This window comes from Streptomyces ochraceiscleroticus (genome assembly GCF_000720485.1).
Classification (GTDB): Bacteria; Actinomycetota; Actinomycetes; order Streptomycetales; family Streptomycetaceae; genus Streptomyces; species Streptomyces ochraceiscleroticus.
In genome coordinates, this window is sequence record NZ_JOAX01000032.1 from 64622 (window position 1) to 87300 (window position 22679).

A 22679-nucleotide genomic window follows, 5' to 3' on the forward strand; every position below is an offset into this window, starting at 1 on the left:
AGGGTCCCCTGCGAGCCCGCTGACGGACCTGCCTCAGCGGTCCTCCTTGAGCAGGTCGGCGCACTTCTCGCCGATCATCATCGTGGTGATGCACGGGTTGACCGTGACCAGCTCCGGCATGACCGAGCCGTCCGCGACGCGCAGCCCCTGAATGCCCTTCACGCGCAGCCGGGCGTCCAGCGGCGCCATGGCGTCGTCGGCGGCGCCCATCTTCACCGTGCAGGCGGGGTGGTAGACGGTGTTGTGGGTCTTGGTGATGTAGTCCAGCAGCTCGTCGTCGGTGCGCACGTCCGGGCCCGGGGCCAGCTCGGCGCCCACCCAGTCCGCCAGCGCCGGCTGTGCGGCGATCTCGCGGGCGAGGCGCAGCCCGTACGTCATCACCCGTACGTCGTGCTCGTGGGTGAAGTAGCGCGGGTCGACCTTCGGCTTGTCGCGGAAGTCGCGGGTGCGCAGCCGGACCGTGCCGCGGGAGCGGGCGCGGGTGACGTTCGGGGTGAGGCAGAAGGCGTTCTCGGAGGTCGGGTAGCCGTGCCGCGCTGTGTTCATGTCGAACGGCACAGAGCCGTAGTGGAACATCAGGTCCGGGCGGTCCAGGCCCTCTTCGGTGTCGGCGAAGATGCCGATCTCCCACCACTGGTTGGAGCTGGTCACCATGGGCTGCTTGGCGTCCCACATGATGACGCCCTCGGGGTGGTCCTGGAGGTTCTCGCCGACGCCGGGCGAGTCGACGAGCACCTCCACGCCGGTCTCGCGCAGATGGGCGGCCGGGCCGATGCCGGAGAGCATCAGCAGCTTGGGGGTGTCGATGGCGCCGCAGGAGACGATCACTTCGCGGCGGGCGCGGACCGTACGGGTGTGGATCAGGTCGGGGTCGAGGTACGTGGCGCCGGTGCAGCGGCGGTCCGCGTCGATCAGGAGCTGCTTGGCGCGGACGCCGGTCCGCACCTCCAGGTTGGGGCGGCGGCCGAGGATCGGGTGGAGGTAGGCGACGGACGAGGACTGCCGGATGTTGTTCTCGTCGGAGTTGATCTGGAACCAGTTGGCGCCGCGTATCACGGTCCTGCCGGTGTTGAACGGGGTGGTGGGGATGCCCTGTTCGGCGCAGGCGGCGAGCAGGGCCGAGCCGCAGGGGTCGGCGCCCTTGATGGTGCGCAGGGTGACCGGGCCCGAGCGGCCGTGGTGGTCGCCGGGCGCGTCGTTGGACTCCAGGCGCTGGTAGAGCGGGAAGGTGTCCTTCGCGCCCCAGCCCGTACAGCCGCCCGCTTCCCAGGCGTCGAGGTCCTCGGCCGGGGCCCAGAAGGCGATACAGGAGTTGTGCGAGGAACAGCCGCCGAGGACGCGGGCGCGGGCGTGCCGCATGAAGCTGTTGCCGCTCTCCTGGGGCTCGACCGGGTAGTCCCAGTCGTATCCGGACTCCAGCAGGCCCATCCAGCGTTCCAGGCGCAGTACGTTGTCGTCGCCGACGTCGGAGGGTCCGGCCTCCAGGACGCACACCGTCACCGAGGGGTCCTCGCTGAGGCGGGCGGCCACGACGTTGCCCGCGGTGCCGCCGCCGACGATGACATAGTCGAACTCTTCAGTGGACATGGGTCGGAGTGCTCCTTGTGGTGTCGGATCCGGCTTCCTGCTGCGCCGCGTGTTCGGCGAGGACGCCCGTGCGGTGGCGCTGGATCAGCCAGTAGTAGGCGAAGCCGCCGAGCGCGACGGCGCCCACGAAGAGGACGGCGCCCCAGCGCAGGTACCAGTGGTGGGGCGGGGCCGCGTTGTAGACGGCGTCGCGGGGCCAGGCGAGATTGATCATCATCCCGGCGCCCCAAAGGACGGCGAGGATGTTGACGGGCAGTCCCCAGCGGCCGAGAGTGAAGCGGCCGGGGGCCGGCTGCCAGCGACCGCGCAGCCGGGCGATCAGCATCGGCACGGTGACCAGCAGATACGCGCCGTAGATCATGATGATGCCGATGCTGGTGACGACCGAGAAGATCTGCGGCTGGCGGATGTTGATCAGCAGGACGCCCAGCGAGAGCACACCGACGATCACCGCGGGCAGGACCGGGGTCTGGAAGCGCGGGCTGACCCGGGCGAGCAGCGAGGCGGCGGGCAGGTTGTTGTCGCGGGACATGGCGAAGGCCAGCCGGATGGCGGCGGTGTGCACGGCCAGCGCGCAGACGGTGACGGCGATCAGGACGCACCACAGCATCGCCTTGCCGACGGTGTCGCCGAGCACGTCCAGGACGACGTACTGCAGCCCGTCGGTGGCCAGCCCCTCGCCGTTCAGGCTGCCGACACTCATCAGGGCGAGCAGCAGGATCAGGCCGCCCAGTACGAAGGAGGCGAGCAGGGCGCGGAGGATGGCGCGGGGCGCGTTGCGGGAGGGGTCCAGGGACTCCTCGCCGAGCGAGGCGGCGGTGTCGAAGCCGTACATGACGTACGCGGAGGCGAGCGAGGCGGTGAGGAAGGCGCCGAGGTAACCGAAGCTCTGGCCGTTGCCCGTGTGGTGGGTCTCCATCACCACGTCGGGCCCGCGCACCACGTGCACGGCGAAGAGCACGATCAGCACGACGGTGGCGATCAGCTCGATGAAGACGCCCGCGGTGTTGATGCGGGCCATCAGCTTCACGCCGAAGGCGTTGACGAGGGTGGTGAAGAGGATCAGTACGCCGGCGAGGAGGACGCCGTTGGTGGCGATGTCGTAGCGCCCGGTGCCGTCCCCGATGAACTGGAAGGAGGCGGAGATCTGCGGGAGCGTGAGCTGGTAGGCGAGGGCCACGGCGGAGAGCGAGACGATCGAGGCGACCAGCATCATCCAGCCGGCCAGCCAGCCGATGTGCGGATTGCCCAGCCGTTTCGCCCAGTTGTAGACCGAGCCCGCGACGGGGTGGCGGGCGGCCAGCTCGGCGAAGGACAGCGCGATCATGAGCTGGCCCACGAAGACCATCGGCCAGGACCACCAGTAGGCGGGACCGCCGTGCCCGTAGCCGAAGTAGAAGAGCTGGAAGGTGCCGGTGAGGATCGAGATGTAGCTGATGCCGGCGGCGAAGGTGTGGAAGTTGCCGAGGGTCCGCTTGAGTTCGGGGCGGTAGCCGAACTCCGCGAGGCCGTCGTCGTCCTGTGCCGGTGGTGCGTCCTGCGAGGGTCTTTCTGCTCGGGAAGCCGTCAAGAGCATGTCTCCTCAGTCGATCAGTCGAACCAGTGGAGTGCCTTCGGGGCGGTATTGCGCCAGACGTGCTTGTGCTCGCGGTATTCGGCGAGACCGGTGGGGCCCAGCTCGCGGCCGGTCCCGGACTGCTTGAAGCCGCCCCACTCCGCCTGCGGCAGATAGGGGTGGAAGTCGTTGATCCATACGGTGCCGAGCCGCAGCCGGGCCGCGACCCGGTCGGCGCGCGCGGGGTCGGTGGTCCACACCGCGCCGGCCAGCCCGTAGACGGTGTCGTTGGCGAGCCGTACCGCCTCGTCCTCGTCGGTGAAGCGCTCGACGGTGAGGACCGGGCCGAAGGATTCCTCGCGCACCACCGACATGTCGGCGGTGCAGTCGTCCAGGACGGTCGGCAGGTAGTGGAAGCCGTCCGCGAGGGCCGGGTCGTCGGGGCGGGCGCCGCCGCAGCGCAGCACGGCGCCCTCGGCGAGCCCGGCGGCGACGTACGCCTCGACCTTCTCCCGGTGCGCCGCGGAGATCAGCGGACCGGTACGGGCCTCCGGGTCGAAGGGCCCGCCGAGCCGGATCTCCCGTGCCCGGCGCACCACCTCGTCGACGAAACGATCGTGCAGGGAGTCCTCGACCAGCAGCCGGGCGCCCGCCGAGCAGACCTGCCCGGAGTGCAGGAAGATCGCGGTCAGGGCGTAGTCGACGGCCGTCTCGAAGTCGGCGTCGGCGAAGACGATGTTGGGGTTCTTGCCGCCGAGTTCGAGGGCGACGTTCTTGACCGTACCGGCCGCGGCGGCCGCGATCCGCTTCCCGGTGGCCAGGCCACCGGTGAAGGAGACCAGGTCCACGTCCGGGTGGTCGGTGAGCGGGGCGCCCGCCTCCGGCCCGGAGCCGAGGACGAGGTTGGCCACGCCGTCCGGCAGCCCGGCCTCGGTGAGCAGCTTCATCAGGTGGATCGCGGTGTGCGGGGTGAGCTCGCTGGGCTTGAGGACGAAGGTGTTGCCGGCGGCGAGGGCCGGGGCGACCTTCCAGGCGGTCTGCAGCAGCGGGTAGTTCCACGGCGTGATCAGCGCGCAGACGCCCACCGGCTCGTGCACGACACGGCTCTCGACCGTGGCACTGCCCGCGTCGACCTCCCGGCCCGCGTCCCCCTCCTCGGTGATCAGGCGGCCGAAGTACCGGAAGCAGGCCGCGATGTCGTCCATGTCGAGCTCGCTCTCCACCAGCCGCTTGCCGGTGTCGAGCGATTCGGCGCGGGCGAGCGCCGCCTTGTCCCGCTCCAAGAGGTCGGCGACCCGCAGCAGCTTGGCGCCGCGCTGGGCGGCGGTGGTGTGCGGCCAGGGTCCGGTGTCGAAGGCGCGCCGGGCCGCGGCGACGGCCCGGTCCGCGTCCGTGCGGTCGCCCTCGTCGACCACCGCGACGAGGGTCTGGTCGGCGGGGCAGCGGATCTCTCGCGTGGAGCCTGCGGCGGCCGACTGCCACCGCCCGTCGATGAACAGCTCAGGCACCCGGTGCCTCCAGCTGCTCGGTGACCCACTGGTGGAAGGCGCCGATGTGGTGCTCGCTCGGCACGAGAACGCCCCCGTCCCGGTAAGCGCGCGAGTCCATCGCCGGCTGGGTCCGCTCGCACGCCTCGAAGTCCTGCTGGTTGACGCGGTGGAAGAGCTCGACGGAGGTGGAGATGTCGGCGCCGGACTCGACGACCTCGGGGAGGTAGAGCCAGTCGCACTCCACGACCGTGCGGTCGGCGGCCATCGGGAACATCCGGTGGACGATGACGTGGTCGGGCACGAGGTTCACGAAGACCTGCGGCCGGACGGTGATCGCGTAGTACCGGCGGTCCTGGTCCTCCGCGATCTCCGGCAGCCGGCCGAAGCCGCCCTTGCCGTCGACCGTGAAGCCCTCGGCCTCCGGGGCGAATTCAGCGCCGTGCCCGACGTAGTACTGGGCGGCGAACCCGTCGGCGAACTCCGGGAGTACATCGGTGAGTTCGGGGTGGATGGTGGCGCAGTGGTAGCACTCCATGAAGTTCTCGATGATGAGCTTCCAGTTGGCCGCCACGTCATAGGTGATGCGCTTGCCCAGGGCCAGGCCCTCGGTGCGGTACCGCTCGATGGAGGCGGCGTCGCCGAGCCGCTCGACGGCCGCGCCGATCACCGTGTCCTCGAAGGAGGGCGGCTCGTCGGCCAGGCAGACCCAGGCGTAGCCGAGCCATTCGCGCAGCGGGACGGTGACCAGGCCGCGTTCGGTGCGGTCGATGTCCGGCATCGACGTCAGGTTGGGCGCGGCGACGAGCTTGCCGTCGAAGTCGTAGGTCCAGGCGTGGTAGGGGCACTGGAGGTTGCGGCGGGCCTCGCCGGACTCCTCGGTGCACAAGCGGGCGCCGCGGTGCCGGCAGATGTTCAGGAAGGCCCGCAGTTCGCCGCGGCGGTTGCGGGTGATCAGGACGTTCTCCCGGCCGACCTGCACGGTGCGGAAGGCACCAGGCTTGGCCAGGTCGGCGCTGCGCACGGCGCAGAACCACAGCCGCTCGAAGATCTTCTCCTGCTCCTGCCGGAAGGTCTCCGGGTCGGTGTAGGAGGTGCCGGGCAGGGTGGTGATCAGGCTGGATGTGGCGGTCGGGGCGAGTTCGGGCGTGGTCGTCATGTGCGTCTCCTCAAGCGAACTACTTCTTCCAAGCGCTACTTGCGGATGCGGGTCATGCTCGGGTCGAACAGCGGTTCCTCGGCGACGGTCGCGGCGACCTTCCGGCCGAAGTACTCCACGTGCACGGCGGTGCCGGGGACGGCGGCCGCGGCCGGCAGCCAGGCGTAGGCGACGCAGCGGCCGATGCTGTAACCGTAGGAGGCGGAGGTGACATAGCCGGCGGGCGCGCCGTCCACAAACACCGGCTCCTTGCCGAGGACCACGGCTGCCGGGTCGTCGAGGGTGAGGCAGGTCAGCTTGCGGCGGGCAGTCTCCTCGCTGCGGCCCTCCAGCGCGGCGCGGCCGAGGAAGTCGCCCTTGGCGGGGCGTACGGCGAAGCCGACGCCCGCCTCGTACGGGTCGTGCTCGGTCGTCATGTCGTGGCCCCAGGAGCGGTAGCCCTTCTCCAGCCGGAGGCTGTTGAAGGCGGAGCGCCCGGCCGCGATCACGCCGTGCTGCTGCCCTGCCTCCCACAGCGTGTCCCACAGGCGCAGGCCCAGGTCGGCGGTGGTGTACAGCTCCCAGCCCAGCTCGCCCACATAGCTCAGCCGCATCGCCGTGACGGGGACGTGCCCGAGGTAGGTCTGCTTGGCCTTGAAGTAGCCGAAGCCCTTGTGCGAGAAGTCGTCGCGGGTGAGCGGCTGGACCAGGTCACGGGCGAGCGGGCCCCAGACGCCGATGCAGCAGGTGCCGGAGGTGATGTCCCGGATCTGCACCCCTTCCGGGGCGTGCCGCAGGAGCCAGTCCAGGTCGGAGCCGCTGTTGGCGCCGATCTGGAAGCGGTCGGGCGCGAGCCGGGCCACGGTGAGGTCGGAGCGGACGCCGCCCGTCTCGTCCAGCAGCAGCGTGTACGTCACCGAACCCGGCTTCTTGTCGAGCTGGTTGGTGGACATGCGCTGGAGGAAGGCGAGCGCGCCGGGCCCGGTGACCTCCAGCCGGCGCAGCGGCGTCATGTCGTACAGCGCGACCTTCTCGCGCGTCGCCTTCGCCTCGGCCGCGGCGATCGGCGACCAGTACCGCGCCGACCAGGCGTCCCGCTCGGGCAGTTCGAGGCCCTCGGCGAGCGGGGCGTTGGCCTCGTACCAGTGCGGGCGCTCCCAGCCGCCGCCCTCCAGGAAGAACGCGCCCAGCTCCTGCTGGCGGGCGTAGAAGGGGCTGACCCGCAGGGGGCGGGGCTGCTCCATGGGCTGGAGGGGGTGGAGGACGTCGTAGACCTCGACGAAGTTCTGGGCACCGCGGTCCTCGATGTACGCGGGCGAGCGCTGCGCTTCCTCGAAGCGGTAAAGGTCGCACTCGTGAATGTCGATGTCCGGGCGGCCGTCGGTCATCCACTGGGCGACGGCGCGCGCCACGCCCGCGGAGTGGGTGACCCAGACCGCCTCGGCGAGCCAGAATCCGCGCACCTCACGGGATTCACCGAGGACGGGCATGCCGTCGGGAGTGAAGGAGAAGACGCCGTTGAAGCCCTCCTCGACCTCGGAGTCGCCGAGGGCGGGGAGCAGGCCGACGCTGTCCTCCCAGCTCGGCGCGAAGTCCTCCTCGGTGAAGGGCAGCGAGGACGGCATGATCGGCGCGTCGTCGAAGGCGGGCACGGCGGCGGGGTCGACGGGCATCGGGCGGTGCGCGTAGGAGCCGATGCCGATGCGGTCGGTGTGTTCGCGGTAGTACAGGTCCCGGTCCTGGAAGCGCAGGATCGGCTTGCTGGCTTCGGTCACCGGATCGTTGACGCCTTCGAGCTCGGGCAGCGGCGCGGTCTTGGCGTACTGGTGGGCGAGCGGCAGCAGCGGCACGTCCACGCCGGCCATTTTGCCGATCACCGGGCCCCAGAAGCCGGCCGCGGAGACGACGTGGTCGGCGGGGAAGGTGCCGCGGTCGGTGACGACGCCGGTGACCCGGCCGTTCTCCTGCTCGATGCCGGTGACGGTGTGCCGGTCCAGGAAGCGGGCGCCGCGCTGCTCGGCGCGGGTGATCTGCGCGCGGCAGGCGAGGAGGGCGCGGGCCAGGCCGTCGTCGGGGGTGTAGAGCCCGCCGAGGACCTTGTCCTCGTCCAGCATCGGCCAGTACTTCTTGCACTCGGCCGGGGTGATCAGTTCGCCGCGTACGCCCCAGGAGGCGGCGAGTCCGGCCTTGCGGTGCAGGTCGGCCCAGCGCTCGGGGGTGGTGGCGAGCTCCAGCCCGCCGAGCGGGTTGAAGCAGGAAAGACCGTCCACTTCGAGGGAGTTGAACTTCTCGACCGTGTACGAGGCGAACTCGGTCATGGTCTTGGACGGGCCGGTCTGGAAGACCAGCCCGGGGGCGTGCGAGGTGGAGCCGCCGGGGGCCGGGAGCGGGCCCTGTTCGAGGACGGTGACGTCGCGCCAGCCGCGCGCGGTCAGTTCGTCGGCGAGCGAGCAGCCGACGATGCCGGCGCCGATCACGACCACGCGGGCATCGGTGGCGGGTGTGCGGGACATGCCCCTCCTTCGGGTCAGGCAGGACGTACGGGGAGTGGCGTCCCTCAGAGGACGACCACGGAGCGCAGGACGCGGCCGCCGCGCATGGTGTCGAAGGCGGCCTCGACCTCGTCCAGGGAGATCCGCTCGGTGACGAAGCTTTCGAGGTCGAGCAGTCCGTACAGGTACTGGTCGATCAGGTCGGGGAAGTCGCGGCTGGGCAGGCAGTCCCCGTACCAGGAGGACTTCAGGGCGCCGCCGCGCGAGAAGAGGTCGCTGAGCGGGATCTCGACCTTCATGCCGGGCTCGGGCACGCCCACCTGGACCAGGGTTCCGGCGAGGTCGCGCATGTAGAACGCCTGCGTGTACGTCTCCGGGCGGCCCACCGCGTCGATCGCGATGTCCACGCCGACCCCGCCCGTCAGGGCACGCACGGCCTCGACCGGGTCCGTACCGCGGGAGTTGATGATGTGGGTGGCGCCGAACTTCTCGGCCTGGTCGAGCTTTCTGTCGTCGACGTCGATGGCGATGACCTTGCGTGCGCCGTTGAGGCAGGCGCCCGCGATGGCCGCGTTGCCGACGCCGCCGCAGCCGATGACCGCGACGGTGTTGCCGCGCTGCACGTTTCCGGTGTTCACGGCCGCGCCGTAGCCGGCCATCACGCCGCAGCCGATCAGGCTCGCGGCCTCGGGGCGGGCCGCCGGGTCGACCTTGACCGCCTGTGCGGCGGCGACCAGTGTCTTCTCGGCGAAGGCGCCGATGCCGAGCGCCGGGGTCAGTGGGGTGCCGTCGAGCAGCGTCATCGGCTGGGCCGCGTTGCGCGAGTCGAAGCAGTACCAGGGACGGCCGCGGCGACAGGAGCGGCAGGTGCCGCAGGGCGCGCGCCAGGCGAGCACCACGTAGTCGCCGGGCAGCAGGTCGGTGACGCCATCCCCCACGGCCTCGACCACCCCGGCCGCCTCGTGCCCGAGCAGGAACGGGAAGTCGTCGCCCACGGCGCCCTCCCGGTAGTGCAGATCCGTGTGGCAGACCCCGCACGCCTGCACGGAGACGAGCGCTTCCCCCGGGCCCGGGTCCGGCACCAGAATCGGCTGCACCTCGACCGGTGCGCCCTTTTTCGTCGCGACCACAGCACGGACTTCGTGTGGCATGCCCCTACCCCTCAGTGTTGCGCACTGCACGACTCGTTGCGCGATGAGAGACATACTGGGAACGCCGTCTCGGCGGCGTCAAGGGGTTGGAGTTAACCGTTGGTAAAAGCGCGCGCACCGTCGGCACGCATGGATGCGGGGCCGGTGGGCACCGGCCCCGCATCGCTCCTGCGCACGGTCGAACCGTCTACTCGGCGGGCGTCACACCCCGTATCCCATCCGCCGGGACAATTCCTGTGCCGCCTCGACCGTGCGCTTGGCGACCTCCGGGATGCGCTCGGCCTCCAGTCGGTACGCGGGCGCCGAGACGCTGATCGCGCCGATCACCTGGCCGTCGTGCGCGCGCACCGGCGCGGCCACCGCGTGCAGCCCGAGCTCCAGCTCCTCGATCGCCACCGCGAAGCCGTTGCGCACCACCCCGGCGAGCTGTTCGCGCAGCTCGGCGACGGAGGTGATCGTCCGGTCGGTGAGCCGCGGCAGCTTGCGGGCCAGCGCGGCATCCTGCACCGGGCCCGGCTGGAACGCCAGCAGCGCCTTGCCGCTGGAGGTCGCGTGCAGCGGGGTGCGGCGGCCGAGCCAGTTCTGCGCGGTGACCGAGGCCGGGCCGCGGGCCTGCATGATGTTGACCGCGGCGCCGTTGTCCAGCACCGCGATGTTGGCCGTCTCGCCCAGCTCGTCGGCGAGCAGCCGGCACATCGGCGCGCCCTCCTGCGAGATGTCCAGCCGGACCGCGGCGGCCCCGGCCAGCCGGAGCACCCCGGCCCCGAGGTAGTACTTGCCGCGCTCCTGCTCCTGGGCGACCAGCCCGCGGTTCTCCAGCACGCCGAGCAGCCGGAAGGCCGTCGACTTGTGCACTCCGAGCTCGTCGGCGACCTCGGTCACTCCTGCCTCACCGTGCCGGGCGAGGATCTCCAGCACCGTGACCGCACGGTCCACCGACTGCACGGAACTCCCCGCTCCGCGGGGTGATTTATGCGCTGACCTGGCCTCCGACGTGTCCTTCGCGTTGTCCGTCATCCGATCTCACCACCTGGCGCGACCCGATGCGGGCCGGCATCTGAAGGGAGGCGCTTGACGCGCGGGCTCCCGGCTTGGATTCTGTTGCGCAGAGCGCTTCGCCGTGCGCATCGCGGAACTCAACTATACCGAACAGTAAGAGGGGGGCCCCGTGATTCCCGTCTGCCACCTCGACGACCTGCCCGCAGGCGAGTCGGTACGTATCGACACCGCACCTCCCATCGCCGTCTTCAATGCCGACGGCGAGATCTATGCCATCGACGACACCTGCACCCACCAGGACGCCTCCCTCGCCGACGGCTGGCTGGAGGGCTGCCTGGTCGAATGCCCGCTGCACGCCGCGTCCTTCGACCTGCGCACCGGCATGCCGACCTGCCTGCCCGCCCGGCGGGCCGTCCGCACCCACTCCGTCACCGTGGAGAACGGCATGATCTACGTGCACCACGCCGCCGAGGAAGGCAACGCCGCATGAGGACGGTCACCGTCGTCGGAGCCTCGCTGGCCGGACTGTACGCCGCGAGAGCGCTGCGCTCCCAGGGGTTCGACGGGCGGCTGGTCATCGTCGGGGACGAGTGCCACCGGCCGTACGACCGGCCGCCGCTCTCCAAGGACTTCCTCCGGGGTACGACCGGGCAGGACGGCCTCGCCCTGGCGGACGCCGAGGAGGTCGCCGAGCTGGACGCGGAGTGGCTGCTCGGGACGCGCGCCGCCGCGCTGGACGCCGGCGGCCGGTCGGTGACCCTGGAAAACGGCCGGTCCCTCGCCACCGACGGGGTGGTCATCGCCACCGGCGCCACCCCGCGCCGGCTGCCGGGGCCCGAGCTCGCCGGGGTGCACACCCTGCGCAGCCTCGACGACGCCCAGGCGCTCCGCGACGACCTGGCCGGCGGGCCGGTACGGGTCGTGGTGATCGGCGGCGGCTTCATCGGCGCCGAGGTCGCCTCCTCGTGCGCCGCGCTCGGCCACGACGTCACGGTCGTCGAGGCCGCGCCCCTCCCGCTGCTGCCGCAGCTCGGCGAGGAGATGGCCGGAGTCTGCGCGAAGCTGCACGGCGACCACGGGGTCACCCTGGTCACCGGTACGGGCGTCGCGGCACTGCGGGGCGAGTCCGGCGGCCGCGTCACCGGTGTCGAGCTGGCCGACGGGCGGGTGCTGCCCGCCGACACCGTCGTCGTCGGCATCGGGGTCCGCCCGAACACCGACTGGCTGGCCGGCTCCGGGCTGCCCCTGGACGACGGGGTGGTGTGCGACGCCGGGTGCGTGACCGCGCTCCCCCACGTCGTCGCGGTCGGCGACGTGGCCCGGGTCGACGGCTCCCGTACCGAGCACTGGACCAGCGCGACCGAACAGGCCGCCACCGCGGTCCACAACCTCCTCGCGGGCGAGACCCTGCTGGCGCACCGCACCGTGCCGTACTTCTGGTCCGACCAGTACGGCGTCCGCATCCAGTTCGCCGGGCGGCGGCTGCCCACCGACACCGTGCGGGTCCTCGACGGCTCCCCCGAGGACCGCAGCTTCCTCGCCACGTACGAGCGCGACGGCCGCACCACCGCGGTGCTCGCCCTCAACCGGCCGCGCCCCTTCATGAAGGCGCGCCGCGAGCTGATGCGGTCCGCCCAGCCGGTGGCGAGCTGATCCCCTTCGCGTACCAGGGGGACGGGACACATAGGGGCGGGGCGCCAACGGCACCCCGCCCCTACGGTCACAGTGCGCGACATGACACACCCATGACCGCCCAACAGCCCTCTGTATACCGGCACTTGGCCTCCCCTATACCTTCCGCCTGATCAGGCGCATTCCACCCGCCATGCCCTGTTGACGTACGACGTACGGCTGTCACATGCTCGTTACATAGGTGCCCGATACACATGACCCTGGGTGCCCGGCCGGTGACGTCTTGCCGTGCCCGGCCGTTCCCCCCCAACGCACCCAGCCCAGGGTCGGATTCGGAGGAGCAGCATGTGCGGAATCGCCGGATGGGTCGCCTACCAGCGTGACCTGCGGTCCGAACAGGCCACCGTCGACGCCATGACCGAGACCATGTCCTGCCGCGGTCCGGACGACGCCGGGACCTGGGTCCAGGGCCCGGCGGCCCTCGGCCACCGCCGACTCGCCATCATCGACCTGCCGGGCGGCCGCCAGCCGATGACCGTCGACACTCCCGACGGCCCGGTCGCGATGGTCTACTCCGGAGAGGCGTACAACTTCTCCGAACTGCGCAAGGAACTGGCCGCGCGCGGCCACCGCTTCACCACCGACTCCGACACCGAGGTCGTCCTGCACGGCTACCTGGAGTGGGGCGAGGCCGTCGCCGAACGCCTCAACGGCATGTACGCCTTCGCCATCTGGGACAGCCGCGAGCAGAAGCTCGTGATGATCCGCGACCGGATGGGCATCAAGCCCTTCTACTACTACGCCACCGACGACGGCGTGCTCTTCGGCTCCGAGCCCAAGGCCATCCTCGCCAACCCGCAGGTCACCCCCACCGTGACGCTGGACGGCCTGCGCGAGCTGTTCGCCTTCGTCAAGACGCCGGGCCATGCGGTGTACGAGGGCATGCGCGAGGTCGAGCCCGGCACGGTCGTCACGCTGACCAGGAACGGCCTGCGCACCCGCGTCTACTGGACGCTGGAGACCAAGCAGCACACCAACGACCGGGAGACCTCGATCGCCCATGTGCGGTCGCTGCTGGACGACATCGTGCGCCGCCAGCTCGTCGCCGACGTGCCCCGCTGCACCCTGCTCTCCGGCGGCCTGGACTCCTCCGCGATGACCGCGCTGGCCGCACAGCAGCTCGCCGCCGAGGACAAGACCGTCCGCAGCTTCGCCGTCGACTTCGTGGGCCAGACCGAGAACTTCACCCCGGACGCGCTCCGCGACACCCCGGACACCCCCTTCGTGCACGACGTGGCGCGCGCCTCCAAGACCGAGCACCAGGACATCGTCCTGAACTCCGACCAGCTCGCCGACCCCGAAGTACGCTCCAAGATGATCCGCGCCCGGGACCTGCCGATGGGCTTCGGCGACATGGACGCCTCGCTGTACCTGCTGTTCAAGGCCATCCGCGAGCACTCGACGGTGGCGCTGTCCGGCGAGTCGGCGGACGAGGTCTTCGGCGGGTACAAGCAGTTCTTCGACCCCAAGGCGCGCGAGGCGGACACCTTCCCCTGGCTGGTGCAGTTCGCCGAGCACTTCGGCGACGACGGCAACATCCTCACCGAGGGCGTCACCAAGGCGATGGACCTGGGCAGTTACATCCAGGACAGCTACCGGGCGGCCATCGCGGACGTGCGGCGGCTCGACGGCGAGAGCGACTTCGAGTACCGCATGCGCGAGATCTGCTACCTGCACCTGACCCGGTTCGTCCGCGTCCTGCTGGACCGCAAGGACCGGGCGAGCATGGCCGTCGGCCTGGAGGTGCGGGTGCCGTTCTGCGACCACCGGCTCGTGGAGTACGTCTACAACACCCCGTGGAGCCTGAAGTCGTTCGACGGCCGGGAGAAGAGCCTGCTGCGCGAGGCCACCGCCGACGTACTGCCCAAGTCGGTGTACGACCGGGTGAAGAGCCCGTACCCCTCCACGCAGGACCCGAAGTACGCCATCGCCCTGCAGGGCCACCTCAAGGACCTGCTCGCCAAGCCCTCGCACCCGGTGTTCGACCTGGTCAGCCGCGACTGGCTGCAGCGCGCCGTCAAGGTCGACGTCCCGCAGATCACCCAGGCGTCCCGGCGCGGCCTCGAGCGCACCCTGGACCTGGCCCTCTGGATGGACATGTACTCGCCGGCCATTACACTCTCTTGACCTGATCGAGGCAGGTCGATGGACGACAGACGGGTGGACGGTGGCGTGGCGGTCGGCGACGAGACGGCGCTGAGCACGGTCGGTGAAGAGGCCGCGCTGGAACTGGTCGTGACCCTGCACCGGCTGCTGCGCAGCCTGGGCAGGGCCGTCCCCGGCCGCCGCGTCCCGCCCACCCAGCTCATCGTCCTCGCCCTGCTCACCCAGCTCGGCCCGTCCCGCATCGGCGTACTGGCCGACCGCATCCCCTGCTCGCAGCCGACGGCCACGGCCGCGGTGGCGAGCCTGGAGTCGGCGGGGCTGGTCCGCAGGGAGCCGGACCCCACCGACGGGCGCGCGGCACGCGTCGTCATCACCGAGGACGGCGTCCGCACGCTGAACGACGTGGCACGGAGTGAGGCCGAGGCGCTCGCCGGGCGCCTCGGCACGCTGCCCCAGGAGGACGTCCGCCGGGTACTGGAGGCGGGCGCCCTGCTGCGGCGGCTGGCGGAGCCGGACCAGGGCGTGCCCGAGAGGCCCGCGCAGGGCGTGTCCGGGGCATCCGCCTAATATCCCTTCGGCGGGCTGCCCGAATCGGCCTGCTGCACGGCGGAGATGTCGCCGTACTGCGCCTTGATGTAATTCACGGCCGCCGCACAATTCGCCACCGGGTCATTGATGTCCCATGCCGTACCGGGCTGATGGTGCGCCCGGAACGTTCCCATGGTCGTCTGGAAAAGCCCCTGGGACGGCTCGCCCGCCACCGCGTTGGCGTCCCATCCATTGAAAGCGTTCGGGTCGAATCCGGATTCCCTGCGGGCGATTGTCCACAGCCCCGCGTACCAGTATTCGGGTGATCCCGTGACCCGCAGACACGCGCGGATCCACCCGGCCGGCCCTGCCGCCTCGACCCGCTCCCTGGCCTCGGCGCGCTTCCTGGCCGCCGCGCGCCGTCGCTCTTCCAGTGCCGCGCTCCGCGCCTCCGAGCTGGCCCGGGAGGCCCGGGCCGCGGCCTCGAAGCGCTGCTCCGTCAGCCCCGCCGCGACGAACGTGGCGGCCTGCCCCTCCAGCCCGGCCGACGAGACCCGGACCCTCCGGGCGGCCGCGGCAGGCGCCCGATGGCCCGCCCGCGCCGCTGCCGGCCGGGAATCCCCGCCGTACAGCGCGGCTTCTTCCGTGTGCGTCCCGGCCTCACCGGGACGCATATCCGCCACTCCGCTGATCACGATCGCGGCAGGAATTATCAGGACGAGGACAGAGGAAAGGGCGGTGGCTGCAGTCCTGGCCACGTGCATGGGAAATCATCGCCTTCCCGTCGAGCCGCCGGCTCACTTGGAGGCGTCCTATCAGCCGGAATCATGACCCGCCGAGCACCCGGCCGAGACCGGCGGTCCGAGCGGGATGACGATATCTTCGAAGTTTTGCGTGACGAGTCGGGGCCCGGGCGGTGACAGGAGCCGGGCGGGGCTATCGTGGCTCCATGTCCGCCCCTGAGCTGATCCGTATCGTCTCCCGCTCCTCCCCCATGGCCCTGGCCCAGGTGGAGCGCGTCCGTACCGAACTCGCCGCGCTGCACCCGGGCATCGCCACCGAGGTCGTCCCGGTGACCACCACCGGTGACCGCTGGATGGGTGACCTCTCCGCGGTCGAAGGCAAGGGCGCGTTCACCAAGGAGGTGGACGCGGCGCTGCTGTCCGGGGAAGCGGACCTCGCCGTGCACTGCGTCAAGGACATCCCCGCCGACCGGCCGCTGCCCGCCGGCACCACATTCGCCGCGTTCCTCAAGCGCGACGACGTCCGGGACGCCCTGATCCACCCCGGCGGCCTCACCCTCGATGAGCTGCCCCCCGGCACCCGCATCGGCACCTCCTCCGTACGCCGCCGCGCCCAGCTCGCCGCCTCGCACCCGCACCTGGAGACGGTGCCGATGCGCGGCAACGCCAACCGGCGGATGGAGAAGCTGCACGCCGGGGAGGCCGACGCGCTGCTCCTGGCGGTGTCCGGGCTGCACCGCATCGGCCGCCCCGACGTGATCACCGAGGTGCTGTCCGTCGACACGATGTGCCCGCCGATCGGCGCCGGCGTACTCGCCCTGCAGTGCCGCGAGGACGACACCGAGACCATCGACGCGGTCTCCGGGCTCGGCGACCCGGACACGCACCGGGAGACGCAGGCCGAGCGGATGTTCCTGCACGTGCTCCAGGGGCACTGCAACTCCCCCATCGCCGGGTACGCCAGGTCCGGGCGCGGGGGCGGCGACCTGTCGCTGCGGGCCTGCGTCTTCACCCCCGACGGCAAGACGATCCTCAACGCCCACGAGTGGGCGGGCCGGCTCGACCCCGCCACCCTCGGCACCTCCGTCGCGGTGGCCCTGCTCCGCCAGGGCGCCCGCGAACTGATCGACGGCATCCCGCACTGAGGCACACCGCCGTGACCGGGGCCGTGACACACACCGACACACACCGCCCCGGTCACGGCCGGCGGTGCGTGCCCTGCGCGCTCGTCAGGATGCGGTGGACCAGGCGGGCGCCGGTGCGGGCCGTGCGGTGGTCCAGGTCCAGGTCAGGGTTGAGTTCCGCGACGTCGCAGACGGCGAGCTGTCCGCTCGCCGCCACCTTGGCGCAGACGTGTTCCACCACCTCCAGCGGCACCCCGTAAGCGGCCGGCGCGCTGACGCCCGGCGCCACGGCGGCGGGCAATACGTCCAGGTCGATGCTGAGGTGCACGAGGTCGCAGCTCGCGAGGAAGTCGTCCACGAAGGCGTCGACGCGGTGCACGTTCAGCAGGCCGCAGTCGGTGTCGGGGAGATAGCGGACGCCGAGCCGGTCGGCGGTGCGGTACAGCCGCTCGGTGTTGCTCGGCGCGCTCACCCCGAGCACCCAGTAGTTCAGTTCCTCCCCGCGGGCCGCCTCGTCCCCGGCCATCTGCAGGAAGGGCGTGCCGGAGCTGGGCCGGACGTCGTCGCGCAGGTCGAAGTGCGCGTCGAGGTTGAGGACGCCGAGCCGGGCGCCGGCGCGCAGCGCGCGGCTGCCGGCGAGGCCCAGGTAACTGCCGTACGCCACCTCGTGTCCGCCGCCCAGCACGGTCACCGGGCGGCCCCGGTCCAGGAGCGCGGTGACGGCGCGGCCCAGGCGCCGCTGGCCGGCCGCCAGGTCGCCGTTGCCGACCTCGATGTCCCCGGCGTCCAGTGCGCGCAGCGGCGTCTGCAGTGCCATCGGGGCGAGTGCGCGGCGCAGCTCTCCGGGGCCGTCGGCCGCACCCGGCCGCCCCTTGTTCCGGCGCACGCCCTCATCGCTCCGGAAGCCGACGAAGGCGGCGTCCCAGTCCCGGCCCGGGCCGGCGGCCGAGTACGTCGAGTACTCCGAGCAGTGCGTCACCGCGTGGTGCCAGCGCAGGTGCTCGATGCCGGGGCCGTCGTCGCCGCCGGTCCAGGGCTCGGCGGGCGAGTCCACGGTCAGGGCGGGCACGGCCACTTCCTGGTCCTGCTTCCGCTCCAGGTCGGTGGTCTGCGCGGCCTGCTGCACGGTGCTCGTCACGGTTCCTCAGCTCCTCGGTGATCCGCTGCCATCACACCCGGGGACCGGCCCGGGGGCCAGCGCGGACGCCCCGGTTCCTCGGATCCGAGACCCACTAGGATTCCGGTGCCCGCGTCACCCGCGAGGAGCGTGTGACCACGAGTGCGAGGGACGGTGAACGGCTTGGCCGGGGAGGCTGCTGACCTCGCGCGGCGGTACAGGGCGCAGGCGCCGGGGGGCGCTCCCGCGTACCAGCGCGTGAAGGACCTCGTCACCGAGCAGATCATGAGCGGCCGTTGGCGGGAGGGCGATCCGCTCCCGTCGGAGAGCCAGTTCGTCGAGTCGCTGGGGCTGTCCCGGATGACGGTGAACCGCGCGCTGCGGGAGCTGGCGGGCCAGGGCCTGATCCGCCGGGTGATGGGCGTGGGCAGCTTCGTGGCCCTGCACAAGGGCAGTTCGGCGCTGGTCGAGGTGCACAACATCGCCGACGAGGTGCGCCGCCGCGGACACCGGTACCGCGCGGAGGTGCTGTACGTACGGGCGGAGACCGCCGACCCGGAGGTCGGCGCGCAGTTCGGCCCGGGCGCCGGGCGCCGGGTCTTCCGGTCGCGGGTGGTGCACTTCGAGGACGACGTGGCGATCCAGTTGGAGGACCGGTATGTCCACCCGGACTTCGCGCCCGGCTACCTGGAGCAGGACTTCACCCGGCGGACCCCGTTCACGTTCCTGTCCGAAGTGGCGCCGCTGGGCAAGGGCGAGCACGTGGTGGAGGCGGTGCTGCCGTCGGCGGAGGAGTGCGCCGTCCTCGGCGTCCCCGAGTCGGAACCGTGCCTGCTCATCCACCGGCGCACCTGGTCGGGCGAGGCGCTGGTCAGCATCGCGCGGCTGCTGCACCCGGGGTCGCGGTACCGGCTGCAGGGCACGTTCGACAACCGCTGACCGGCCCCGCGGGGGCGTTGTGACTACGGCTGTCCCGTGGGCGCGCGGCCCGAGACCGCGTGCGTGAGGCGGGCCGCGCCCTTGCGCAGCAGATCGCGTACGTACGCCTCGTCGCGCGGCCGGTGGTGGCGGTACCAGGTGCTGCTCAGGGCCGCGACCGGCCGCCCGTGGTGGTCGAACGCCGCCACCCCGACCGACCGGAAGCCCGCCGAGACCAGCTCGGTCTCCTCCGACCAGCCGCGCGCCCGGTCCCTGGCCAGCAGGTCCCGCAGCTCGCCCAGCGACCGTGGGCCCTTGCCGGTACGGGTGATGAGGTCGCCGGGGCGTGGGAAGAGCGCCTTGAGCTGCGCCTCGCCGACGTGTGCGAGCAGCGCCCGGCCGCTGGCCGTGAGGTGCGCCGGGAGCCGGACGCCGACCTCGGTGACCAGCGGCACCGCGGCGGCGCCCGAACGCACCGCGGCGGGCTGCTCCTTGAGCAGGTACACGGTCTCAGCGCCGTGCAGCACGCCCAGGTGCACCGGCTGCGCGAGGCGGCCCGCGAGGGTGCGCAGGATCGGGCGCGCGAGCCGTTCGAGCGGTTCGTGCCGCAGGTAGGCGGAGCCGATCTCGAAGGCGGCGACGCCCAGCCCGTACGCCTGCTCGTCCGGGAGGTAGGTGACGAAGCCGCGCCCGGCCAGCACGGTGAGGATGTGGTACGCCGACGAGCGCGGGATGCCGAGGTCGCGGGCGAGCGTCGCGGCCCGCACCGGGCCCGAGCGCCCCGCGAGGTGGGTGAGGATGTCCAGCGCCCGCCCGACGGCCGGCGAGGTGCTGGACGCGGCCGCCGCCGTACCGGGCATTCCGGATTCCCGCCGCTCCGTCATCTGCCCATCTCCCGGAACACCCCTTGACCGTCCTGTCTATACAGGCATATACAGACGGCTGCTTCTGCGCTCGTGCGAGCGGCGACACGCGCCGCCCCGGCCAGGCGAGCACCCATGTCACACGTCAGGGACGGACGTGCTGTTCCCGAAGGAGGGGGCATCTTTTGACTACCGACACTTCTCAAAACACCGACAAGACGGCGACCGATGAGGCGGCCGGCGACGCGGCGGCCACCGGCACCGCGACCTTGCACCGCGGGCTGAGGGCCCGGCACATCCGCTTCATCGCCCTCGGCTCGGCCATCGGCACGGGCCTGTTCTACGGTTCCTCCGAGGCCATCCAGGCCGGCGGCCCCGCGGTGCTGCTGGCCTACCTGATCGGCGGCGCCGCCGTCTTCCTCGTACTGCGCTCGCTCGGCGAGATGGCGGTCAACAACCCCTGCGCCGGCTCCTTCGGCGAGTACGCCACCCGGTATCTCGGCCCGCTGGCGGGCCTGACGACCGGCTGGACCTATGCCTTCGAGATGGTCATCGTCTGCATCGCGGACATCACGGCACTCGGCGTCTATATGGGGTTCTGGTTCCCCGACGTACCGCGCTGGATCTGGCTGCTGGCCGCCATCGCCATCATCGGTGTCCTGAATCTCTTCAACGTCAAGGTCTTCGGCGAGCTGGAATTCTGGCTCTCGCTGGTGAAGATCGTGGCCATCGGCGCGATGATCCTGGCCGGTCTCGCCATTCTCGTACTGGGCGTCGGCAGCGGTGGCGACGGCATGCATATCGGTGTGTCCAACCTCTGGAGCCACGGCGGTTTCTTCGCACACGGCGCCCAGGGATTCATCCTGTCGTTCGCGGTGGTGATGTTCGCCTTCGGCGGCACGGAAATCATCGGTGTCACGGCGGGCGAGGCGGAGGACCCGGGGAAGACGATCCCGGGCGCGGTGAATTCCATTCCGCTGCGCATCGTCCTCTTCTACGTGCTGACCCTCGCCGTCATCATGTCGCTGAACCCGTGGCAGGAAATCGGCTCGGACGCCAGCCCGTTCGTGCAGATCTTCGCCGGCCTCGGCATCAAGTCCGCGGCGGCCATCCTGAACGTCGTCGTGATCGTCGCCGCGCTCTCCGCGATCAACAGCGACATCTTCGCCGCCGGCCGCATCATGTACGGCATGGCCGAGCGCGGCCAGGCCCCGGCGGTCATGCGGCGGCTCACGCGGAGCGGCGTGCCGGCCATGACCGTCGGCATCATGATCGGTTCGCTGCTGCTCGGGGTCGTGCTGAACTACCTGATGCCCGACCGCATTTTCCTCATCATTTCCTCGATCGCGACCTTCGCCACCGTCTGGGTCTGGCTGATGATTCTCGCGACGCAGTACGCGTCCCGCCGGAAGATGTCGCGCGAGGAAGTGGCCGCACTCACCTTCCGCGTCCCGTTCTGGCCGTACGGGCAAATCATCGCCATGGTGTTCATGGCGGCCGTGATGGTGCTGCTCGCCTTTTCCGAGAGCACCCGGATCGCCCTGATCGTCGGAGCCGTCTGGCTGGTTCTGCTGTCGGTGGTCCATTTCCTCTGGGTCCGTCCGCGCTCCAGGGCCTGACCGGGTACGGGAACGAGCGGGGCCGCCGACGTCATTGGCGGCGGCCCCGCTCGGCTTCATGAGCGCGTATTACGCGCCCTCGCCCTCCCGCATGGGAACGCGGACGCCGCGCTCGGCAGCGACGGACTCGGCGATGTCGTATCCGGCGTCGACGTGCCGGATGACGCCCATGCCCGGGTCGTTCGTCAGCACGCGGCGGATCTTCTCCCCGGCCAGCTTGGTGCCGTCGGCGACGGAGACCTGGCCGGCGTGGATGGAGCGGCCCATGCCCACGCCGCCGCCGTGGTGCAGGGAGACCCAGGACGCGCCGGAGGCGACGTTGACCATGGCGTTCAGCAGCGGCCAGTCGGCGATCGCGTCCGAACCGTCGAGCATGGCCTCGGTCTCCCGGTACGGGGAGGCCACCGAGCCGCAGTCCAGGTGGTCCCGGCCGATGGCCAGGGGGGCCTGGAGCTCGCCGGACGCCACCATGTCGTTGAAACGCTCACCGGCCTTGTCCCGCTCGCCGTAACCCAGCCAGCAGATCCGCGCCGGCAGACCCTGGAAGTGGACCCGCTCACCGGCCATCTTGATCCACCGGTGCAGCGACTCGTTCTCCGGGAACAGGTCCAGGATCGCCTTGTCGGTCTTGTGGATGTCCGACGCCTCACCCGACAGCGCCGCCCAGCGGAAGGGGCCCTTGCCCTCACAGAACAGCGGCCGGATGTAGGCCGGGACGAAGCCGGGGAACGCGAACGCCCGCTCATACCCCGCCAGCTGGGCCTCACCGCGGATGGAGTTGCCGTAGTCGAAGACCTCCGCCCCGGCATCCATGAAGCCGACCATCGCCTCCACATGGCGGGCCATAGACTCCCGGGCGCGGGTGGTGAACCCGGCCGGATCCTTCGCCGCGTACGAAGCCATGTCCTCGAAGTCCACGCCGACGGGCAGGTAGGACAGCGGGTCGTGCGCGGAGGTCTGGTCGGTGACGATGTCGATCGGCGCGCCCTCGGCCAGCATCTGCGGCAGCAGCTCCGCCGCATTGCCCAGCAGCCCGATCGACAGCGGGCGACGGGCGTCGCGGGCCTCGGTGGCCAGCTGCAGCGCGTGCGCCAGGTTGTCGGCCTTCACATCCAGGTACCGGTGCTCGATGCGCCGCTCGATCGCCCGCGGGTCGCAGTCGATACAGATCGCCACACCGTCATTCATGGTGACGGCGAGGGGCTGGGCGCCACCCATGCCGCCGAGCCCGGCGGTCAGCGTGATCGTCCCGGCGAGGGTGCCGTGGAACTTCTTCGCCGCCACCGCGGCGAAGGTCTCGTACGTGCCCTGCAGGATGCCTTGGGTGCCGATGTAGATCCACGAACCGGCCGTCATCTGCCCGTACATGGTCAGACCCAGCTGCTCCAGGCGCCGGAACTCCTCCCAGTTCGCCCAGTCCCCCACCAGATTGGAGTTGGCGATCAGGACACGCGGGGCCCACTCGTGCGTCTGCATGACGCCCACCGGACGGCCGGACTGCACCAGCATCGTCTCGTCCTGCTTCAGCGTCCGCAGGGTGCGCTGCATCGCGTCGAAGGA

18 protein-coding genes are annotated in these 22679 nt (G+C 71.2%); 7 read left to right on the plus strand and 11 right to left on the minus strand.

Annotated elements, in window-relative coordinates; genetic code table 11:
* Nucleotides 1-33 precede the first annotated feature (33 nt).
* From IG84_RS0131750 to IG84_RS0131780, 7 genes are all read right to left on the minus strand, one after another.
* Nucleotides 34-1587 (minus strand): GMC family oxidoreductase, encoded by a 1554-nt coding sequence (locus IG84_RS0131750; RefSeq protein ID WP_031064844.1) that lies wholly within the window; start codon nucleotides 1585-1587, stop codon nucleotides 34-36.
* Complete coding sequence (locus IG84_RS0131755; protein WP_051862681.1) at nucleotides 1577-3163, minus strand: APC family permease; 1587 nt, start codon at nucleotides 3161-3163, stop codon at nucleotides 1577-1579. Before IG84_RS0131755 ends, IG84_RS0131750 begins: the two co-directional genes overlap by 11 nt.
* A 14-nt stretch (nucleotides 3164-3177) precedes the next feature.
* The gene (locus IG84_RS0131760) at nucleotides 3178-4650 is read right to left on the minus strand and encodes an aldehyde dehydrogenase family protein (protein ID WP_031064849.1); all 1473 of its coding nucleotides are present in this window, start codon (nucleotides 4648-4650) and stop codon (nucleotides 3178-3180) included.
* Nucleotides 4643-5788, minus strand: a complete 1146-nt coding sequence (locus IG84_RS0131765) for an aromatic ring-hydroxylating oxygenase subunit alpha (protein ID WP_031064851.1) — start codon at nucleotides 5786-5788, stop codon at nucleotides 4643-4645. Before IG84_RS0131765 ends, IG84_RS0131760 begins: the two co-directional genes overlap by 8 nt.
* A gap of 35 nt (nucleotides 5789-5823) precedes the next feature.
* Complete coding sequence (locus IG84_RS0131770) at nucleotides 5824-8280, minus strand: GcvT family protein (protein ID WP_031064854.1); 2457 nt, start codon at nucleotides 8278-8280, stop codon at nucleotides 5824-5826.
* A gap of 44 nt (nucleotides 8281-8324) precedes the next feature.
* A complete protein-coding gene (locus tag IG84_RS0131775) occupies nucleotides 8325-9410 on the minus strand; it encodes an S-(hydroxymethyl)mycothiol dehydrogenase (RefSeq protein ID WP_031064858.1) in 1086 nt (361 codons plus the stop codon).
* 201 nt (nucleotides 9411-9611) lie between these two features.
* A complete protein-coding gene (locus tag IG84_RS0131780) occupies nucleotides 9612-10355 on the minus strand; it encodes an IclR family transcriptional regulator domain-containing protein (protein WP_031064861.1) in 744 nt (247 codons plus the stop codon).
* 223 nt (nucleotides 10356-10578) lie between these two features.
* Here IG84_RS0131780 and IG84_RS0131785 point away from each other — a divergent pair, with 223 nt between their 5' ends.
* The 4 genes from IG84_RS0131785 to IG84_RS0131800 all read left to right on the plus strand — a co-directional run bounded on the left by IG84_RS0131785 (nucleotide 10579) and on the right by IG84_RS0131800 (nucleotide 14774).
* A complete protein-coding gene (locus IG84_RS0131785; protein WP_031064864.1) occupies nucleotides 10579-10899 on the plus strand; it encodes a bifunctional 3-phenylpropionate/cinnamic acid dioxygenase ferredoxin subunit in 321 nt (106 codons plus the stop codon).
* A complete protein-coding gene (locus IG84_RS0131790) occupies nucleotides 10896-12062 on the plus strand; it encodes an NAD(P)/FAD-dependent oxidoreductase (protein ID WP_031064878.1) in 1167 nt (388 codons plus the stop codon). Before IG84_RS0131785 ends, IG84_RS0131790 begins: the two co-directional genes overlap by 4 nt.
* Before the next feature lie 324 nt (nucleotides 12063-12386).
* Nucleotides 12387-14228 carry an asparagine synthase (glutamine-hydrolyzing) gene (asnB, locus tag IG84_RS0131795; protein ID WP_031064881.1) on the plus strand — a complete coding sequence of 614 codons (1842 nt, stop codon included), beginning with the start codon at nucleotides 12387-12389 and terminating at the stop codon, nucleotides 14226-14228.
* An 18-nt stretch (nucleotides 14229-14246) separates the two neighbouring features.
* On the plus strand, nucleotides 14247-14774 hold the full coding sequence (locus IG84_RS0131800; protein ID WP_051862682.1) for a MarR family winged helix-turn-helix transcriptional regulator: 528 nt from the start codon (nucleotides 14247-14249) through the stop codon (nucleotides 14772-14774).
* On the opposite strand, the gene IG84_RS42710 is transcribed toward IG84_RS0131800, so the two are convergent.
* Entirely contained in the window at nucleotides 14771-15493 is a 723-nt protein-coding gene (locus IG84_RS42710; RefSeq protein ID WP_169749913.1) for a transglycosylase SLT domain-containing protein, read from the minus strand. The two genes, IG84_RS0131800 and IG84_RS42710, sit on opposite strands and share 4 nt — an antisense overlap.
* Nucleotides 15494-15684: 191 nt before the next feature.
* Between IG84_RS42710 and hemC the strand changes: the two genes are divergently transcribed.
* Nucleotides 15685-16623: a hydroxymethylbilane synthase gene (gene hemC, locus IG84_RS0131810; RefSeq protein WP_031064888.1), complete on the plus strand. Its 939-nt coding sequence runs from the start codon at nucleotides 15685-15687 to the stop codon at nucleotides 16621-16623.
* Nucleotides 16624-16675: 52 nt separating this feature from the next.
* Here the strand turns inward: hemC and hutG are convergent, their stop codons facing one another.
* Nucleotides 16676-17740, minus strand: coding sequence for a formimidoylglutamase (gene hutG, locus IG84_RS0131815; RefSeq protein ID WP_245659673.1), 1065 nt, complete (start codon nucleotides 17738-17740; stop codon nucleotides 16676-16678).
* A gap of 153 nt (nucleotides 17741-17893) precedes the next feature.
* Between hutG and hutC the strand changes: the two genes are divergently transcribed.
* A complete protein-coding gene (gene hutC / locus IG84_RS0131820; RefSeq protein WP_281179397.1) occupies nucleotides 17894-18658 on the plus strand; it encodes a histidine utilization transcriptional repressor HutC in 765 nt (254 codons plus the stop codon).
* Between the two features lie 23 nt (nucleotides 18659-18681).
* Here the strand turns inward: hutC and IG84_RS0131825 are convergent, their stop codons facing one another.
* Nucleotides 18682-19521 carry an IclR family transcriptional regulator gene (locus IG84_RS0131825; protein ID WP_245659675.1) on the minus strand — a complete coding sequence of 280 codons (840 nt, stop codon included), beginning with the start codon at nucleotides 19519-19521 and terminating at the stop codon, nucleotides 18682-18684.
* Between the two features lie 164 nt (nucleotides 19522-19685).
* Here IG84_RS0131825 and IG84_RS0131830 point away from each other — a divergent pair, with 164 nt between their 5' ends.
* Nucleotides 19686-21119 carry an amino acid permease gene (locus IG84_RS0131830; RefSeq protein WP_078649630.1) on the plus strand — a complete coding sequence of 478 codons (1434 nt, stop codon included), beginning with the start codon at nucleotides 19686-19688 and terminating at the stop codon, nucleotides 21117-21119.
* Between the two features lie 69 nt (nucleotides 21120-21188).
* On the opposite strand, the gene hutU is transcribed toward IG84_RS0131830, so the two are convergent.
* Nucleotides 21189-22679, minus strand: a 1491-nt coding sequence (gene hutU / locus IG84_RS0131835; protein ID WP_031064901.1) for a urocanate hydratase, incomplete at its 5' end; no start/stop codon positions are given.

Excerpts from the sequence above, each read along its gene's own strand:
- asnB (WP_031064881.1), top strand. The coding sequence starts at position 12,387 with ATGTGCGGAATCGCCGGATGGGTCGCCTACCAGCGTGACCTGCGGTCC.
- hemC (WP_031064888.1), top strand. The coding sequence starts at position 15,685 with ATGTCCGCCCCTGAGCTGATCCGTATCGTCTCCCGCTCCTCCCCCATG.
- IG84_RS0131790 (WP_031064878.1), top strand. The coding sequence starts at position 10,896 with ATGAGGACGGTCACCGTCGTCGGAGCCTCGCTGGCCGGACTGTACGCC.
- IG84_RS0131800 (WP_051862682.1), top strand. The coding sequence starts at position 14,247 with ATGGACGACAGACGGGTGGACGGTGGCGTGGCGGTCGGCGACGAGACG.
- IG84_RS0131755 (WP_051862681.1), bottom strand. The coding sequence starts at position 3,163 with ATGCTCTTGACGGCTTCCCGAGCAGAAAGACCCTCGCAGGACGCACCA.
- IG84_RS0131770 (WP_031064854.1), bottom strand. The coding sequence starts at position 8,280 with ATGTCCCGCACACCCGCCACCGATGCCCGCGTGGTCGTGATCGGCGCC.
- IG84_RS0131765 (WP_031064851.1), bottom strand. The coding sequence starts at position 5,788 with ATGACGACCACGCCCGAACTCGCCCCGACCGCCACATCCAGCCTGATC.
- IG84_RS0131750 (WP_031064844.1), bottom strand. The coding sequence starts at position 1,587 with ATGTCCACTGAAGAGTTCGACTATGTCATCGTCGGCGGCGGCACCGCG.
- IG84_RS0131775 (WP_031064858.1), bottom strand. The coding sequence starts at position 9,410 with ATGCCACACGAAGTCCGTGCTGTGGTCGCGACGAAAAAGGGCGCACCG.
- IG84_RS0131825 (WP_245659675.1), bottom strand. The coding sequence starts at position 19,521 with ATGACGGAGCGGCGGGAATCCGGAATGCCCGGTACGGCGGCGGCCGCG.